Raw genomic sequence first — 14944 nt, 5'->3', positions numbered from 1 at the left:
CGTGCCACGGACGCTACGGATCAGCCGGTCGGGAATCGTCACCGTCCGGTGGACACTTGCGCGTAGCTCGCCCGGGGGACGGTGCCGGGCGTCCTCCAACAGTCCGACATCCAGGGACACTTCGCACGTTGCCGTACCCATCGCCTCCCGAAGGGGAATAGTGGGGACAGTCGAAAAGCGGCAAAGGGGAGCGTATGGAGACGTCGGCGAGAGTGTCCGAGCGGCATGCGGTGGTGATCGGCGGCAGCATCGCGGGGCTGCTCGCGGCCCGCGTGCTCGCGGACCACGCGGAGCGGGTGACGCTCGTGGAGCGGGACCGCCCGCTCGCGGCGGGCGAGCCGCGCGCCGGTGTCCCGCAGGACCGGCACCTCCATGTGCTGCTGGAGGGCGGCCAGTCGGCGCTCGAATCGCTTCTGCCCGGTGTGGCACGGGAGTTGGAGGAGCAGGGCTCGCCCCGGGTGGGCATCCCGCGCGACGTGCTGCAATGGCAGGGAGGCGGCTGGCTCCGGCGGAGCGCCAACACCTCCTCCTACTTCACCGGGCACCGTCCGCGCCTCGAACGGCTGGTGCGTACAAGGGTGTTGGCCGATCCCCGCATCGAACTCCTGGAGAGCACCGAGGCGGTGGGCCTGGAAGGGGACACCGCGCGGGTCCGCGGCGTCCTGCTGCGTCGGCGCGGCTCCTCCGCGCGGCGGGAGACGAGGGCGCTCGCTGCCGACCTCGTCGTCGACGCCTCGGGGCGCGGCTCGAAGGCCGCCGCGTGGATGGCCACGCTCGGCGCCGAGCCGCCGCACGAGGACGTGATCGACACCGGCCTCGCCTACGCGACGCGCATCTACCGCCACCGCTCGGCGGACGACGTCGCCGACTGCCTCGGCTACTACCTCGTCCCCGACGGCACCCAGCCGTACGGCGGTGTGATCATGCCGATCGAGGACGGGCGCCACCTGGTGACCTTCTCCGGGCTGCGGGACGACCAACCGCCCGTCGACGAGGACGAGTTCGAGAAGTACGCGCGCCGGCTGCCGCACCCGGTGCTCGCCGAGTGGCTCGCCGGGGCCGAGCCGCTCTCGCCGGTCTACGGCTTCCGCAACACCGCCAACGTCCGCCGCAGGTACGACCTTCCGGGACGGCGTCCGGCCGGGTTCCTCGCCGTCGGGGACGCGCTGTGCACCTTCAACCCGATCTACGGGCAGGGGATGTCCGTCGCCGCGTTCTGCGCCGTCGCCCTGCGCGACGCGCTCGCGCACCCGCGGCGCACGCCGTCGACGCGCCGCGTACAGCGGGCGCTCCTCGCCGCCTCCACGCAGGCGTGGACGATCTGCGCAGGTGCCGACAAGGCGATGCCGGGCGCGACGGGCAACGCGCTCGGCTCCACGGCGGCCGACCGCCTCGCCGGCTGGTACCTCCAGCGCGTCCAGGACCGCTCGAAGGCCGACCCCGTCGTCGGCGCTGCCTTCCGCGGCGTGCTCGCCCTCGACAAGCCCCTCACCGCGCTCTTCGCCCCCGCCGTCCTGCGGGCCGCACTCTTCGACCGGGTACGCGAGGGCCCTTCGGAGCCGCCGCTCGCGCCCGAGGACGCGGCACCGGTCGCCCCGTAGCGGGCCGAGCGGGGCAGCGGGGTACCGTCGCCGACGGCGGGCGGGCGTCCCGGTCGCCCGCGACGAGAGGTGAAGGAGGGTCCCGTGCCCGCACGACGGAGCGTCCAGGACCCGCGCGCGGCGAACGCGGGGTCGCCCGGCGGCGCGCCGGGGACGGCCTCGCTGCCCTGGGTCTGGGAGCGCCCCTGCGTGCTGCTCAAGCACGGCGAGGTCTTCCTCAGGGGCCGCAACCGCGCCCTCTTCGAGGAGCGGCTGCTCGCCAACCTCCGCACCGCGCTCGACCGGCTCGACGGTCGGACGTGGATCAGGAAGGGCCGCAGTGTCACCTTCGTCGGCGGAGAGGTGCCGGGTGACGTACTCCTCGCCGCGGTGCGGCGGGTCGTCGGCTTCGGCGTGGTGCAGCCCGCGCTGCGGATCGCCGGAGGGCAGGAGGAGATCGAGGCGGCCGCCGCCGAAGTGCTCGGTGTCCTGCGGGCCGAGCGCGGCCGGTTCAGCTTCGCGGTCCGCGCCAAGCGCAGGGACCGCGCCTTCCCGCTCACCTCGACGCAGCTCGCCGCCGCCGTCGGCGCGCGGGTGCAGGGGGAGTTGGGCCTCCCCGTCGACCTCTCCTCTCCCGACGTCGAGCTGCGCGTGGAGGTCGAGCGCGGGGAGAGCTACCTGAGCTGGCGCCGGTTGCGCGGGCTCGAGGGGCTGCCGGTCGGCACGAGCGGCCGCGCGCTCGCGCTCCTCTCCGGCGGGTACGACTCGCCCGTCGCCGCACACCGCGCCATGCGCCGCGGCCTCCGCTGCGACTTCGTCCACTTCACGGGCGCTCCCTACACCGACCCTTCCTCCGCGTACAAGGCGTACGCGCTCGCCCGCGAACTCAACGCCTACCAGCCGGCCGCCCGCCTCCACGCCGTCCCGATGGGCCGCGCGCAGAAGCAGTTGGCGATCGCCGGCGCGGGGCGCGTCCAAGTCGTCGCACAGCGCAGACTGATGGTGCGCGCCGCCTCCGCCCTCGCGCGCGACCTCGGCGCCGACGCACTGGTCACGGGAGACAGCCTCGGCCAGGTGGCGAGCCAGACGGTCGCCAACCTCGCCGCCGTCGACGAGGCCGCCACGCTCCCCGTGCTCCGCCCCCTGCTGGGCTGGGAGAAGCAGGAGATCATCAACGAGGCGACCGCGATCGGCACCGCACAGATCTCCGTCCTCCCCGACGAGGACTGCTGCAGCCTCCTCGCTCCGCCCCGGGTGACCACCAAGGCCCACGCCGGCGAGCTCCAACGGGTGGAGCGGCGGTTGGAGTTGGACGAGGTGGTCGAGGAGCTGCTCGCGGGGGCGCAGTGCCTCAGTCCGGGGGCGCCGGGTGCGCCGACGGTCGAGGGGGCTCGCTCGGGGCAGAGCACGGGGGTCACTTCCACGTCTCCGGCCGCTACGTCGTGATCAAGTGCTTCCCGCGCGGGAAGCACGGACCGACCCCAACTCCGCGCTCCACCGGCTCCGGAACACCCCCGCCCCTGCGGGAAGCACCCTCTTTTTCCTACTGCTTGCCCGCCTCCTCACGGTAGTTGCCCGAGCAGCGGCCGGTCCGGGCGGCAGACCTCGCACGGTTCGGTGTGCGGGTCGCGTGCCAGGCGGTGGGCTGTCGCCGTGGTGACGGGGGTGGCGGCCGGGTCGGCCTGCCAGCAGTCGCGGCGGTGCAGCCGGTGCGAGGGGAGGTGGTCGTGGTGCTGCCTGAGCCGTTGGAGGAGCCACTGTCGTCCGGCGACCGCGCCTTCGGTGGGGAGCGCGGTGTAGTCCTCGCCGGGGATCGGGGTGAGCGTCTCCGCGGGTGCCGTGAAGGCGGTCGGCTGCGCCGCCGCCCGGCTGCCCTCGCAGGTGTCGTGGCGCGCGGGCAGGATCGCCTCGCACTCGTACCACCAGCGGCCGTCGGGCGCACGGGTGCGGGCCGTCACCACGACGTCGAGCTCCTGGCTGTCGGGCAGTACGCACCGGGCCCACGGCCCCGCCCGCTCGTACCACTCGCTCTCCATGCCGCCATCGTAATTAGAACGCCTGAACGATAGACGAGGGGCTCCCGCGGCACCGCGCATCCGCGCCCCGGGGCCACTCCCCCACCGGTCAACCCCGCTGTCTGCGCGACCGATACGCCACGCCGCCATCCGACCTCCCGACGTCCGCCGTGGACGGGAACGTCCAGAACCTCGGCGACGGGCGACCACTCCGCGCGCGCGGAACGCGACGCCACGAACACCAGCGCAACGTCGGCCTGAAGGCGCGGACGGTCACCCCGGAGCAGGGTCAGCGCGCGCACTCCTCGTCGACGCGCCCACCGGTCGCCGCGGCCCCGGCCCGGGCCGCCGGACGGAGCGCGCGGGAGAGGAAGGAGGCGGCGAGGAGCATCGCGAGGATGACGAGCATCGTCAGCCGGAGCCCGACGTGGTCGGCGAGGAAGCCGAGCGAGGGCGGCCCGACGAGGAAGGCGAAGTACCCGGTGGTGGCGACGGCGCCGACGCGCGCCGCCTCCTCGCCGCCGCCGTCGCCCGCCGCCGAGATCGCGACGGGGAACCCGAGCGAGGTGCCGAGCCCCCAGAGCACCACGGCGGCCCCGGCGACGAGCGGGACCGGAGAGAAGACGACGAGCGCGAGCCCCACCGACGCCGTCAGCGCGCTGGCGCGGACCACGGCGACGCGTCCGAACCGCGCCAACAGCGGCCCGCCCGCGAACCGTCCGGCCGTCATGGCCGCGGCGAACGCCGTGAAGGTGAGGGACCCGGCCGTGGCGCTCACCCCGTGGCCGTCGACCATCAGCAGCGGGAGCCAGTCGTTGGCGCTGCCCTCGGCGAAGGCCATCGCGAGGACGACGAGCCCGATGAGGACGAGCCGGCCGTCCCGCCACACCTGGAGCTGCACCCGCAGGCCCTCGCCCTTGCGGCGCCCGGTGGCGGGCGCGCGTCCGGTACCGGCGGGGAGGTGGCGCACCGCCCAGAGGGAACCGCAGGCGACCACCAGGGCCACGGCGGTCAGGTGCAGACCGACGGGGAAGGCGATCGCGGTGAGCGCCATGCCGCCCAGCGCCCCGAGGACGGTGCCGAGGCTGAAGCAGCCGTGCAGGACAGGGAGCACGGGGCGCCCCATCTCCCCTTCGAGCGCGGCCCCTTCGATGTTGAAGGCGATCTCGGTGAGCCCCATCCCGGCTCCGAAGAGCGCGAGGCCGACGAAGACCGCGGGCGGCGAGGCCGCCGTCGAGCCGGCGGCGATGGTGGCGGGGCCCGCCGCGAGGAAGGCCGCGCCGGCGCATATGACGGGCTTCGCGCCGTAGCGGCGCACCAGTCCGCTGGAGACGAGGACGCCGGCCATCGAACCGCAGGAGAGCCCGAAGAGGACGAGGCCCATACCGCCCGTGGTGACGTCGAGCGCGTCCCGCACCGCGGGCGTGCGCGCGACCCACGAGGCCATCCCGATACCCGTGGCGAGCATCAGCACGTGGAGGGCCGTCCGCCGTCTGCGCAGCGCGGCGCCGTGGTCGAGCGACTCGCCTCTGCCGTTCATGCGCAACCTCCCTCTCGGGATCGGGTGTTGGAGCGACGGAGACGCGCCGCGCGTCGAGGCGTACGGTCGTACGCCTCGTGTGTACGATCGTACGCGTGACGAACGGTTCCCAGGCAGACCCCCGTACCCAGCACGAACGCATGCTCGCGGGCGACCTCTACATCGCGGACGACCCGGAGATCGAGAAGGCTCAGCGCCGCGCGGTCCGCCTCGCGGCCGAGTACGAGCGGGAGTTCGTGCGGGACCCCGCCGCTGCGCGGCCGATCCTCGCCGAACTCCTCGGCGAGCTGGGCGAGGACGCGCACATCAGGCCGCCGCTCTACGTGGACTACGGCACGCACCTCACCGTCGGCGCGGGCACCTTCGCCAACTGCAACCTGACGGCGCTCGACGTCGCGCCGATCACCGTCGGCCGGGACTGCCAGATCGGCCCGAACGTCCAACTCCTCACCCCCACGCACCCGTTGGAGCCGAAGCCGCGGCGTGAGAAGTGGGAGGCGGCGCAGCCGATCGTGATCGGGGACAACGTGTGGCTCGGCGGTGGCGCGATCGTGCTGCCAGGGGTGACGATCGGGGAGAACTCCGTCATCGGCGCCGGCTCCGTCGTCACCAAGGACGTGGCGGCCGACGTCCTCGCCGTCGGCAACCCCGCGCGGGTGGTTCGCTCCCTCTAGGAGGCGCCGTGGCCACCGGACGCAACGACCCGGAGCGCAGGGACCGCATCATCGGTGCGGCGCTCGACCTCATCGCCGAGTCCGGGGTCGCAGGCACCTCGCACCGCAAGGTGGCGGCGCGGGCAGGGGTGCCGCTCGGCTCGATGACCTACCACTTCGCCAGCAGGGAGGAGCTGCTCCGCGAGGCGTTCGGCCGCTTCGCGCAGGGGATTTCGGAGGTCTTCGAGGAGTACCTCGATGCGGCCGCGACGCCGGCCGAGGCGCGGGAGGCCGTGGCCGATCTCGTCCACCGCCTCTCCGACGCCAGCAGACGCGAACTCGTCCTCACCCACGAGCTCTACACCCTCGCCGCACGCGAACCCGTCTACCGCGAGCTGACCCGCGCCTGGATGCAGCGCAGCCGCACCTCGCTCGAGCGGCATTTCGACCCCGCAACGGCACGCCAACTCGACGCGCTCATCGAGGGCTTGTCGATCCACCGCGCCCTGGACACAGAACCGCACACGCGCGAGCTGACCCTGGAGGCGGTCCGGCGGCTCACTGGTTGAGGCCGGCGCCCCGTTCCCGGGACCCGGAGCCCGTTGGGCGCTTCCGGCCCGGGTCCGCCGTGACCCCTCGACGCCCGCTGGCGCTTGCCCCCGGCCTCCCGACGGGAGCGGCGCGGACCCGCGGCAAGGCGACGGACGGGCGGGCTCGTCACCCGCCGGAACCGTCCGTGAGCAGGTAGTCCTCCGGCAGCGGGTCGCCGGCGAGGTAGGCGCCGAGGATCTCCCGGACGCCGGCCGCGATCCGCTCCTGTGCCTCCAGGCTCATCCCGGAGGTGTGGATCGTCATCGCCTGCCGCGGCATCGTCCGCCAGGGATGGTCGACCGGCGCGGGCTGCGGATACCAGGTGTCGCCCGCGTAGCCGGCGAGGTGCCCGCTCTCCAGCGCCTCCACGAGCGCGTCGGTGTCGACGAGCGCACCCCGCGCGGTGTTGACGAGCCAACTGCCCGGCTTCATCGCCGCGATCCGCTCCCGGCCGAAGAGGCTCCGGCTCTCCGAACTGAGCGGCAGCGCAAGGCAGACGACGTCGGACTCGGCGACGAGGTCGTCGAGGCGCGCGTACTTCACGCCGAGCGTCTCCTCTTCGGCGGGGGAGCGCCGGTGGCGCGTGTGGTAGAGCATGCGGACGTCGAAACCCTTGAGCCGCAGGGCGGTTCGGCCTCCGATGGCGCCGAGCCCGACGAGGCCGACGGTCTTGCCCTCCAGGTCGTGCGAGGACCGCACCGCGTCGGCGACGTCCCAGCGCCCCTCCTCCACCTGCCGGTGTCCCGGGAGGAAGTCCCGCACCAGCAGAAGGATCTGCATGACGTTGTGCTCAGCGACGCTCACCACGTTGCTCCCCGTCACCTCCGCGACGGAGACCCCGTGACGCTTCGCCGCGTCGCGGTCGATGTGGTCCGAGCCGATCCCCGCGGTGATCACCAGCTTGAGCTGCGGCGCCTCGGCGAACCGTGCGTCGTCCATGTAAGCGGGCCAGAACGGCGTCGTGATCAGCACATCGGCGTCGGCCAGCTCCTCGTCGAGCCCCTCGCCCGTGTCGGTGGTCCCCACGACGGTGTGGCCTTCGCGCTCCAACCAGTCGCGCAGGTCCAGTACGCGCTCCGCGCTGGCGAGCACCCCCGAGTCGGTGCGGGCGTGCGGTTCTTCCGGGTACAGCAGAGCCACGATCTTCATGTCGCCCTCGACAGACTGCTCGACTACCGGCGTCAGGCGGCTGCGCGACAGCGCCGAGCCGTGCGTACGCAGCCGTCCACCGCCCCGGGTGCCCGAGGAGGGCGGTGCCACACGTGGGAACGGAAGTGTGGCGTGGCTCCGGTCGGATACTTACCGTGCTCGCTCGGCGGGGGCGAAATCGTCCCGGCGGCGCCTACGGCGGTGGGTTGGGACACGCCTGGCGAAGCCCCTGTGACCGCCAACGGGGAGCGGTCACATGAGCGTTCTGGGGCCGCCCGGTCTACGTTGAGTCTTGCGTGGGGTGGCGGTTACGACGGGAGCGGCCATGTCTGTTCGCCGAGGTGGAGTTCGTGGGTGCCGTCCGGGTGGACGGTGAGGCGGTAGGCGTCGGCGTTCGGCCCGCCTGCCGCGCGCCACGCTTCGAGTAGCGGGGCGCGTTCCGTCCATAGGTTGCGGGGGCCGCCGTGGTCGAGGCGTGCCGTGCCGTCTGTGTTGGGGGTGATGCGGGCCCATGAGCGGGTGTTGGGGTGGATGAGGCCGTACCTCGTCTGCCCCTCGATGAGCATGGACAGGTCGAGGACGTCGGGGTGTGCCAGGGAGCCGAGAAAGCTGGGCATCCTCTCGTCGGGTTTGGCGGGGAGTTCGATCTCGCGCGTGTGCCCCTCCGCGGTGGCGAGCGTTCCGGCGTAACCACGCGCGGGGGTCGGGGCGACGTCCGGGCCGGTACGGGCCTTCATGAAGGCCGCGAGGATGGGGAGGAAGTGGCCGGTGGCGCGGGCGTGTTCGCCGATCGTGAGGGAGATCAGGCCGTATCCGAGGGCGGCGACGATGTTGCCGCCGCGGGCGACTTGGGCGCGCCACGCGTCGGGGATGCGTCCGGTCCCGTAGGTGGCGATCAGCGCGCCGTAGGGGGCGTGGTCCGGGCACCCTTCGGCGCCGTCGCCCACGCTGAGAGTCGGCGCGTATCCGGCAGCGGCGAGGTGATCGTCTGCGGCGCTGACGAGCGCGGGATCGACATCGCGGGAGACGACGCGGGCGCTTCCGTAGCGGTGGCTGAGCAGGGCCGCGTTGTACCCGGGCCCGGTGCCGAGGTCGAGCACGGGAAGGGTGTCGCTGGCCGGTGCGAGGGCTTCCACCATGTGTGCCATCACTGTCGGTTGGCTTGATGAACTCGTGGCGGTGCCGTGCTCGTCGTACTGCGTGTTCAGCGAATCGTCCGCGTACACGGCTTCGAGGTAGCCGGGGTCGTCCTGATCGTAGGTGACGAGTCCGCGCTCGGTGCGGCGGGTGAAGCCGTGTACGAACCGCTCGCGAGGTACGGCGTCGAAGGCTGCGCGCCACTCGGAGGAGTGCAACGCGCCTTCGCGGGCGAGTTGTTCGACCATGCGGTGGCGCAACTCTTCGGCCGAGGTGGCGGTAGTGGTCATGGGCGGTGTCCTCCGAGGAGAGCGGCGAGTGCGTGCGTGATGGGGGCGCGGAGTTCGGGTATGAAAGCCCACTGGCCGTTCGGGTTGACGTCGACGAGGTACCAGCGCCCGTCATCCTGGCTAACGAGGAAGTCGCACGCGGCGTAGCGGAGTTGAAGGTCGTCGAGTAGAGCGTTCATTCCGGCGGCGATCGATCCGGGGACGTCGCACGGGCGGTAGGTGAGGCTGTCGTAGTCCGTGCGGAAGTCCACGCGGGCGGCGTCTGATCCTGCATGGATTTCCGCCGCGAAGAGCTGGCGGCCGACGGCGGTCAACCGTACTTCGTAGGCTTTGGGTATCCACTGTTGGAACTGGTGAGCTGTGAGGCTCACCGTGTCGTTGATCTCGTCGGCCCGTACCTGCGTAGTCCACAGTGCGTGCGCGTCGGCGTCGTCACCGAGGGGACCGCCGGGTCCGAGCCCCTTGTACGCGGCGACCCTGCCGGGAAGCGAATCGACGAACTCGCGTGCGTCGGCAGGATCGTTGGTGATGAGGGTGCGGGGTACGTCCAGGCCGCAGCGGCGGGCGGCGGCCAGAGCAACGGGCTTGATCTCGGCATGTGCGTTGCGGCTGGGGTGGTTCACCCACAGGCAGTCGAGCGCGGCGAGCAGGCCGCCGAACCCTGCGCGCGCTTCGGACGCGGCCCACCGGGCGTCTGCCTCGGTCAAGTCGGGATGCGTTCGGGGCGGGGAGGGGCGCCGGTAGTAGACGGCGCGGACCTCATCGAGTGACAGGTCCCGGTGCTGACCGCGCACGATGCCCGACCAGCCGCGCGCCTCGGGGTCGATGTGTGCGCCCACGGTGAGGCGGTCGGGGAAGTCGCTGTGATCGAGCCGGTGTACGGGCACCCCTCGGTCGGACAGCTCCGAGATGACGAGGTCGGACGTCGCGTCGGACGCGCGAGTCAGCACCAGGACCGTCATTGGGTGATCACTCCCTTACAGGTGTAGTGGTCAGTCCTTGTCGTTGTCGGTGCTCTCGTCGAGTTGGCTGTCTTCGCGGGTCTGCTGCTTGGTCATGAACTCGGACGCCATGGAGGGCTCGTGTATGAACGGGATGCCGTCCTCGGTGACGCTGATCTGCCGCTCAGGGCAGAGCGTGAGGACGGGCGCCGTCGTCGCGGTGTCGGGCGCGGTGACCGGTACGGCCTTGGTGAGGCCGAACGGCCGGAGCGGCTGTGCTTCCGGCGACGTCGCTTCGATGGTCTGTGCTGTCATGCGGTTTCCCTTCACCGTTGGACTCATTTCCCGTCCGCCCCTCTGACGGGCGGGGTGGTGTCCGCTCGGGCCCGGGGTGGGGTCGTCACCGGGCCCGAGCGGAGTCTTCAGCCGTGGCCGGCTCGGCGGCCGCAGGGCAGCCGCTCGCCGGGACGCAGCAGGTAGTAGCGGCCGTCGTCGAGGTGGAGGACGCGGCCTCGGCCCGAGCTGCCGGGGGAGTAGAGGTCGACGATGGTGGCCCAACGGCCGCCGTGCAGGACGCGGTCGCCGCGTTTGAGGTCGAACGGGCCGAGGCCGCCGGGGAGTTCGTACCAGCCGGTGCGGATCATGGCGGGGTTCCTAGAGGTAGAGACGGCACCCGCACTGCGCGCACCGCTTGCCGTCGGACGTGAGCGCACCGTTGTGCCGGCACGGCGGAGCCTTCGGCTCCGGCGGCGGCTTGGGGGTTTCGGGCACGTCAGGCTCCCGGGCGGATGAGCCAGGCGGCATACAGCACGAAGCCGATTCCACTGGCGATGGCGGAGAGGTAGAGGGGGCCTGCGCAGGCTCCGATGCGGCGGCTCGCGGCGCGCGCGGCCCGGTTCACAGCCAGTCCCCGGGGATCGCGCGGTAGGCGCGTGTGATGTGTTCGCGGTACGTCAAGTGCTCGGGGTGCGCGCGGAGATGGGCGGGGACCCAGTCGTGCGCCACGGCGGCATCGGGGCCCGGTGGGCCGGTCTCGGAACAGACGGCGCACTGCATCGCGTACGAGTGCCGTTCGGCGTCCGGTTCCTCGTCACGGACTATGGCGTATCGGCGCAGTCGGTACGTGGAGTTGGGCATGCTGCATCACCTTGCAGGCTGGGGATTCTCTCCTGCTGTCACCGTGACTCTGCACCTGAGGAGCCATCAGCGCAGGAGAGCAACTATCCATTGACCAACGGCAGTTGTTGCTCACAAAGACAACGATGGGCCATTAGAAACGTTTCGCACAAGACGAAGTGGCACCAGAAACGTTGCTATTGTCGAAACTGGCATATGCCGACGGGGGTCACGGTACGCTGCGCGACCGGGAGGTGAGCTTGTGGTGGAAGCCAGACCCAACGTGCATCGCAGGAGGCTCGGCTCGGCGCTGAGGTCGCTGCGTCTGCGCTCCGGACTGAACATGGAAGAGGCGGCCGAACGCCTCGGGCTGAGCGGGAAGCCACCGCTCAGCAAGATTGAGAACGGCAAGCAGCGAGTGTCAGGGCTCGGGCTAACTGCGTTCCTTCAGGTCTACGGCGTGGAGGACGAGCGGACCAGGGCCAGGATGAAGGCCATGGCCACGCTCGCGGCGTCGAGCCGGCGGACGACACTGATCGATGAGTACAAGGAAGCCATCCAGACTCACGGGTTCGAGGAGTACTTGGCCCTTGAGGGAATGGCCTCAAAGGCAGAGACCTACCTGGCCCAGATCGTGCCCGGTTTGCTCCAGACCAGGGAGTACGCGGCGTCGATCGTGGAGCGCAGCCAAGCTTGGTCCACGAAACGGGAAGTTGACCGGTTCGTGGACTTGCGGATGGCGCGACAGAGCGCCCTGTTCCGCGACAACCCGCTCGACTTCTGCGTCATCCTTGACGAGGCGGCTCTACGGAGAACAGTGGCAGGAGCAGACGTCATGAGGGCTCAACTCCAACACCTTCTGGACGTCTCGGAGGAGCGAAGCAGCATCGCCATACAGGTGTTGCCGTCGGCAGTGGGTGCTCATGCCGGTACTGATGGGTCCTTCCGTCTTCTACACTTCGACGCGGGGCCGCCGGTCGCCGTGGTAGAGGCGCTGACAACGTCCGTGTACCTGGAGGACGATGGCGATGTAGACCGGTACCGATCTGCGTTCGAGAGCCTCCAGGATGACGCACTCGATGTGCAGGCGACTCGTCGCTTCATCCACGAACTGATCAAGGAATGCTAGATGAACAAGAAGGTCGACCTCTCGAACGCTCACTGGAGCAAGTCCGCCCTCTCTGACGGCGGCAACAACTGCCTAGAGGTCGCGTTCGTTGATGGGGTCGTTGCCCTGCGTGACTCCAAGGATGTGGGGGACCCGGAGGCGCAGGTGCTGATCGTGTCCCGTACGGATTACGACCTGTTCACGCAGAGCGTTCGGGCGGGACAGAAGAACCTGCTGCCCTGACCGCAGGTGGTAGAGGTCTCGCCCCGGCATTGCGCCGGGGCGGGGGCGTTCGAGCGCGGCGAGCCGCTGCTCGTGAGCCTCCATCCTGCGATGCCGTGTAGACGCGACGTCGTGCCACCGACTCCCGTCTAACCGCCCCCGCGTCGCGGGGACGGCCCGTCGGGAGCTTGAAGCGCCCTGACCCGGTATGTGCCCCGCATGCACGGGGAAACGACGACAAGCCCCCGCCCCGGCATCGCGCCGGTGCGGGGGGCATTGTCATGTGGCCACCCGCCAGAGGGACGCGGCGAGACCGGCGACCGCGGCAGGGACGCGGAGGTGTCCGACTCCCCGCGCTCACCCGCCTTCTGCGAGGTGGATGGCTCCCGCGGGGCAGACCGCCGCCGCCTCGCGGACGTCGGTCTCCTGGCTCTCCCCCGGCTCCGCTTCCAGCAGGAGGACGATGCCGTCCTCCTCGCGCTGGTCGAAGACCTCGGGGGCGATCAGCACGCACTGGCCGGCCCCGCAGCACTTCTCCTCGTCGACAGTGATCTTCATCCGAGTCCCCTTTCCTCGCTCCCGTTCGTGCTCACCACCGCACCGGCACCTCGCGCAGGCCGCCGACGAGCATCTCCTCGACGCGCCGCAACTCCGAGACCGGGGCCGCCAGTTCGAGCGACGGCAGTCGGCGGACCAGGACCTCCAGCGTGACCTGGAGCTCGGTGCGGGCGAGGGCTTGTCCGAGGCAGGAGTGCGGCCCCGCGCCGAAGGTCAGGTGCGGATTGGGGCTCCGCCCGAGGTCCATGTCGTCGGCGGTGGCGAAGACCGTTTCGTCCCGGTTGGCCGCCTGCATGCTGCATATCGCGGTCGTCCCTGCGGGCAGCATCTCCCCGCCGACCTCGACGTCCTCGCTGACGTAACGGCGCATCCCGAAGCCGAGGTTGGCGTCGAAGCGCAGCGACTCCTCCACGGTCGTACGCACGAGCGTGGGGTCCGCGACGAGCCGTTCCCACCGCGCGCGCTCGGCGAGGAGCATGGCGACCATCTTGCCGATCATGTTCGCCGTCGTCTCGTGCCCCGCGACGAGGAGCCCCATCCCGGTGCCCAGCAGCGTTGAGTCTGTGAGCCCCCCGCCCTCCTCGGCGCTCTCCGTGATCAGCATGCTGAGGATGTCGTCGGCCGGCGCGGCCCGCTTCGCGGCGATGTGGTCCCCCATGTAGGAGACGAACTCGCGGTGCGCCGTGTCGATTTCGTCCTGCGAGAAGCGGGTGAGGCTGAGCATCGCGTCGGACCAGTGGGAGAAGCGCGCCCGGTCCTCGGCGGGCACCCCGAGCATGTCGCAGATGACGTAGACCGGCAGCGGGAAGCCGAGGGCCGCCTTGAGGTCGGCGGGCTCCCCCTGTTCGACCATGTCGTCGATGAGCGTCTCGGCGATCTCCGCTATCGAGGGGCGCAGCGCCGACATGCGCCGCGCGGTGAACCATTTGCCCACCATGCGCCGCCACTTCTGGTGCTCCTCGCCGCGGACGGGCACGGCGGTCGAGTCGCCGGTCGCCGCCGCTCCGCCCACGCCGCCGGGCGCGACCCGTGCGGCGCCGTCGGCGGACGTCGGGCGGACGAACCGGGGGTCCGAGAGCAGTTGCTTGACGTGCTCGTACCTGGTCAGCAGCGTGGCCCTGTCCCCGCTCGGCAGTTCGACGGCGGCCACGGGGCACTCGCTGCGCAGCCGCTCCCACTCGGCGGGCGCGGCGAGCGCGTCCTCCTGGGACAGCGGGTAGCGGAGGGTCTGCTCGTGCTGGCTCATACGACCTCTTCCTGTACGAACGTTCGGGGACACGGCGGACGTGACGACGGCTCCCCACCCCGGTGTCCGAGTGCCCGAGGGCCAACTCCGCCTTGTCACGGTCGGGTTGGCACCACACGGTGCGGACGGTCGGGTGGACGGCGGTAACTGCTGTGCGTACGTGCGGAGTTGCCCCGTCGGGCAGCCGCGTGAGGCTCCATGGACCGCACGGTACGGAACGATTGCATGATGCACAACGAGAGCATCATGCACAGCTCAGGCATGATGCACATTGGCGTATTCTGATCGCGTACCCACGCACGAGCCGGAGGCGGGCGGAGATGGATGCCGGACAGGCGGGCGAAGACCTGGAACGTGAGCTGCTGATCCTCACGCGTCACCAGGAGATGTCGTCGCCGCGACGCCTCCGCGGCGAAGAGGCGCTCGACCGGAGCGCCTACGTGCTGCTGAGCCGGCTGGAGGCCCAAGGCCCCATGTCCATAGCCGACTTGGTCCAGGCATTCGGCCTCGCCGCCTCCACCATCAACCGCCAGACCGGCGCCCTCCTCAGGGACCAGCTCGTCGAGCGCACCCTCGACCCGGCGGGCGGGATCGCGCGCAAGTTCCGCATCACGCCCAGGGGCGCCGAGCGCCTCGCCGCCGACCGCGACGCCATCGCCTCAGGGATCGCGCAGGTCGTCGCCGACTGGCCGGAGGAGAGGCTGCGCAGCTTCATCGCGCACCTGCGGCAGTTCAACACCGACATCGAGGAGCTCTCCGGCCGCCGCTGGCCGCGGTGAGGCGGGCCCGTACCGCAAC

Annotated in this window: 17 protein-coding genes; 7 read left to right on the top strand and 10 right to left on the bottom strand. The window is 71.3% G+C overall.

Features of this window, described 5'->3' with window-relative positions; genetic code table 11:
* Positions 1-194: 194 nt before the first annotated feature.
* Both F603_RS0128745 and thiI read left to right on the top strand, forming a co-directional pair.
* Positions 195-1601: an FAD-dependent oxidoreductase gene (locus tag F603_RS0128745; protein ID WP_026328801.1), complete on the top strand. Its 1407-nt coding sequence runs from the start codon at positions 195-197 to the stop codon at positions 1599-1601.
* Positions 1602-1685: 84 nt separating this feature from the next.
* Complete coding sequence (gene thiI, locus F603_RS0128740) at positions 1686-3026, top strand: tRNA uracil 4-sulfurtransferase ThiI (protein ID WP_019549385.1); 1341 nt, start codon at positions 1686-1688, stop codon at positions 3024-3026.
* Between the two features lie 116 nt (positions 3027-3142).
* On the opposite strand, the gene F603_RS0128735 is transcribed toward thiI, so the two are convergent.
* Positions 3143-3616, bottom strand: a complete 474-nt coding sequence (locus tag F603_RS0128735; RefSeq protein ID WP_019549384.1) for a DUF6233 domain-containing protein — start codon at positions 3614-3616, stop codon at positions 3143-3145.
* Positions 3617-3884: 268 nt separating this feature from the next.
* On the bottom strand, positions 3885-5135 hold the full coding sequence (locus F603_RS0128730; protein ID WP_019549383.1) for an MFS transporter: 1251 nt from the start codon (positions 5133-5135) through the stop codon (positions 3885-3887).
* Between the two features lie 140 nt (positions 5136-5275).
* On the opposite strand from F603_RS0128730, the gene F603_RS0128725 reads away from it, so the two are divergent.
* A complete protein-coding gene (locus F603_RS0128725) occupies positions 5276-5809 on the top strand; it encodes a sugar O-acetyltransferase (RefSeq protein WP_019549382.1) in 534 nt (177 codons plus the stop codon).
* Between the two features lie 8 nt (positions 5810-5817).
* Positions 5818-6357, top strand: a complete 540-nt coding sequence (locus F603_RS0128720) for a TetR/AcrR family transcriptional regulator (protein WP_019549381.1) — start codon at positions 5818-5820, stop codon at positions 6355-6357.
* 148 nt (positions 6358-6505) lie between these two features.
* Here the strand turns inward: F603_RS0128720 and F603_RS0128715 are convergent, their stop codons facing one another.
* The 6 genes from F603_RS0128715 to F603_RS0128685 all read right to left on the bottom strand — a co-directional run bounded on the left by F603_RS0128715 (position 6506) and on the right by F603_RS0128685 (position 11033).
* On the bottom strand, positions 6506-7639 hold the full coding sequence (locus F603_RS0128715) for an NAD-dependent formate dehydrogenase (RefSeq protein WP_019549380.1): 1134 nt from the start codon (positions 7637-7639) through the stop codon (positions 6506-6508).
* A gap of 197 nt (positions 7640-7836) precedes the next feature.
* The gene (locus F603_RS0128710; RefSeq protein ID WP_019549379.1) at positions 7837-8955 is read right to left on the bottom strand and encodes a methyltransferase domain-containing protein; all 1119 of its coding nucleotides are present in this window, start codon (positions 8953-8955) and stop codon (positions 7837-7839) included.
* Positions 8952-9917: an ATP-grasp ribosomal peptide maturase gene (gene tgmB / locus F603_RS0128705; protein WP_019549378.1), complete on the bottom strand. Its 966-nt coding sequence runs from the start codon at positions 9915-9917 to the stop codon at positions 8952-8954. Before tgmB ends, F603_RS0128710 begins: the two co-directional genes overlap by 4 nt.
* Before the next feature lie 30 nt (positions 9918-9947).
* Positions 9948-10211: a putative ATP-grasp-modified RiPP gene (gene tgmA / locus F603_RS0128700; RefSeq protein WP_019549377.1), complete on the bottom strand. Its 264-nt coding sequence runs from the start codon at positions 10209-10211 to the stop codon at positions 9948-9950.
* A gap of 107 nt (positions 10212-10318) precedes the next feature.
* Positions 10319-10540 (bottom strand): hypothetical protein, encoded by a 222-nt coding sequence (locus tag F603_RS0128695; RefSeq protein ID WP_019549376.1) that lies wholly within the window; start codon positions 10538-10540, stop codon positions 10319-10321.
* A gap of 253 nt (positions 10541-10793) precedes the next feature.
* Positions 10794-11033, bottom strand: coding sequence for a DUF7848 domain-containing protein (locus F603_RS0128685; RefSeq protein WP_019549374.1), 240 nt, complete (start codon positions 11031-11033; stop codon positions 10794-10796).
* A 244-nt stretch (positions 11034-11277) separates the two neighbouring features.
* Here F603_RS0128685 and F603_RS0128680 point away from each other — a divergent pair, with 244 nt between their 5' ends.
* Both F603_RS0128680 and F603_RS0128675 read left to right on the top strand, forming a co-directional pair.
* Complete coding sequence (locus tag F603_RS0128680; protein ID WP_245600928.1) at positions 11278-12141, top strand: helix-turn-helix domain-containing protein; 864 nt, start codon at positions 11278-11280, stop codon at positions 12139-12141.
* Positions 12142-12363 (top strand): DUF397 domain-containing protein, encoded by a 222-nt coding sequence (locus F603_RS0128675; protein WP_019549372.1) that lies wholly within the window; start codon positions 12142-12144, stop codon positions 12361-12363.
* A gap of 336 nt (positions 12364-12699) precedes the next feature.
* On the opposite strand, the gene F603_RS0128670 is transcribed toward F603_RS0128675, so the two are convergent.
* Both F603_RS0128670 and F603_RS0128665 read right to left on the bottom strand, forming a co-directional pair.
* Complete coding sequence (locus F603_RS0128670) at positions 12700-12900, bottom strand: ferredoxin (protein WP_019549371.1); 201 nt, start codon at positions 12898-12900, stop codon at positions 12700-12702.
* A 31-nt stretch (positions 12901-12931) separates the two neighbouring features.
* Positions 12932-14146, bottom strand: a complete 1215-nt coding sequence (locus F603_RS0128665; RefSeq protein ID WP_019549370.1) for a cytochrome P450 — start codon at positions 14144-14146, stop codon at positions 12932-12934.
* Between the two features lie 320 nt (positions 14147-14466).
* Between F603_RS0128665 and F603_RS0128655 the strand changes: the two genes are divergently transcribed.
* A complete protein-coding gene (locus F603_RS0128655; protein ID WP_019549369.1) occupies positions 14467-14925 on the top strand; it encodes a MarR family winged helix-turn-helix transcriptional regulator in 459 nt (152 codons plus the stop codon).
* The last annotated feature ends 19 nt before the right edge of the window (positions 14926-14944 follow it).

It is taken from the genome of Streptomyces sulphureus DSM 40104 (assembly GCF_000381025.1).
Lineage (GTDB): Bacteria > Actinomycetota > Actinomycetes > Streptomycetales > Streptomycetaceae > Streptomyces > Streptomyces sulphureus.
This window is presented reverse-complemented; position numbering and strand designations above follow the sequence as displayed.

Bases quoted from the DNA above. Each gene is read 5' to 3' on its own strand.
- F603_RS0128745 (WP_026328801.1), top strand. From the start codon at position 195: ATGGAGACGTCGGCGAGAGTGTCCGAGCGGCATGCGGTGGTGATCGGC.
- F603_RS0128735 (WP_019549384.1), bottom strand. From the start codon at position 3,616: ATGGAGAGCGAGTGGTACGAGCGGGCGGGGCCGTGGGCCCGGTGCGTA.
- F603_RS0128730 (WP_019549383.1), bottom strand. From the start codon at position 5,135: ATGAACGGCAGAGGCGAGTCGCTCGACCACGGCGCCGCGCTGCGCAGA.
- F603_RS0128725 (WP_019549382.1), top strand. From the start codon at position 5,276: ATGCTCGCGGGCGACCTCTACATCGCGGACGACCCGGAGATCGAGAAG.
- F603_RS0128710 (WP_019549379.1), bottom strand. From the start codon at position 8,955: ATGACCACTACCGCCACCTCGGCCGAAGAGTTGCGCCACCGCATGGTC.
- tgmB (WP_019549378.1), bottom strand. From the start codon at position 9,917: ATGACGGTCCTGGTGCTGACTCGCGCGTCCGACGCGACGTCCGACCTC.
- tgmA (WP_019549377.1), bottom strand. From the start codon at position 10,211: ATGACAGCACAGACCATCGAAGCGACGTCGCCGGAAGCACAGCCGCTC.
- F603_RS0128695 (WP_019549376.1), bottom strand. From the start codon at position 10,540: ATGATCCGCACCGGCTGGTACGAACTCCCCGGCGGCCTCGGCCCGTTC.
- F603_RS0128685 (WP_019549374.1), bottom strand. From the start codon at position 11,033: ATGCCCAACTCCACGTACCGACTGCGCCGATACGCCATAGTCCGTGAC.
- F603_RS0128675 (WP_019549372.1), top strand. From the start codon at position 12,142: ATGAACAAGAAGGTCGACCTCTCGAACGCTCACTGGAGCAAGTCCGCC.
- F603_RS0128670 (WP_019549371.1), bottom strand. From the start codon at position 12,900: ATGAAGATCACTGTCGACGAGGAGAAGTGCTGCGGGGCCGGCCAGTGC.
- F603_RS0128665 (WP_019549370.1), bottom strand. From the start codon at position 14,146: ATGAGCCAGCACGAGCAGACCCTCCGCTACCCGCTGTCCCAGGAGGAC.
- F603_RS0128655 (WP_019549369.1), top strand. From the start codon at position 14,467: ATGGATGCCGGACAGGCGGGCGAAGACCTGGAACGTGAGCTGCTGATC.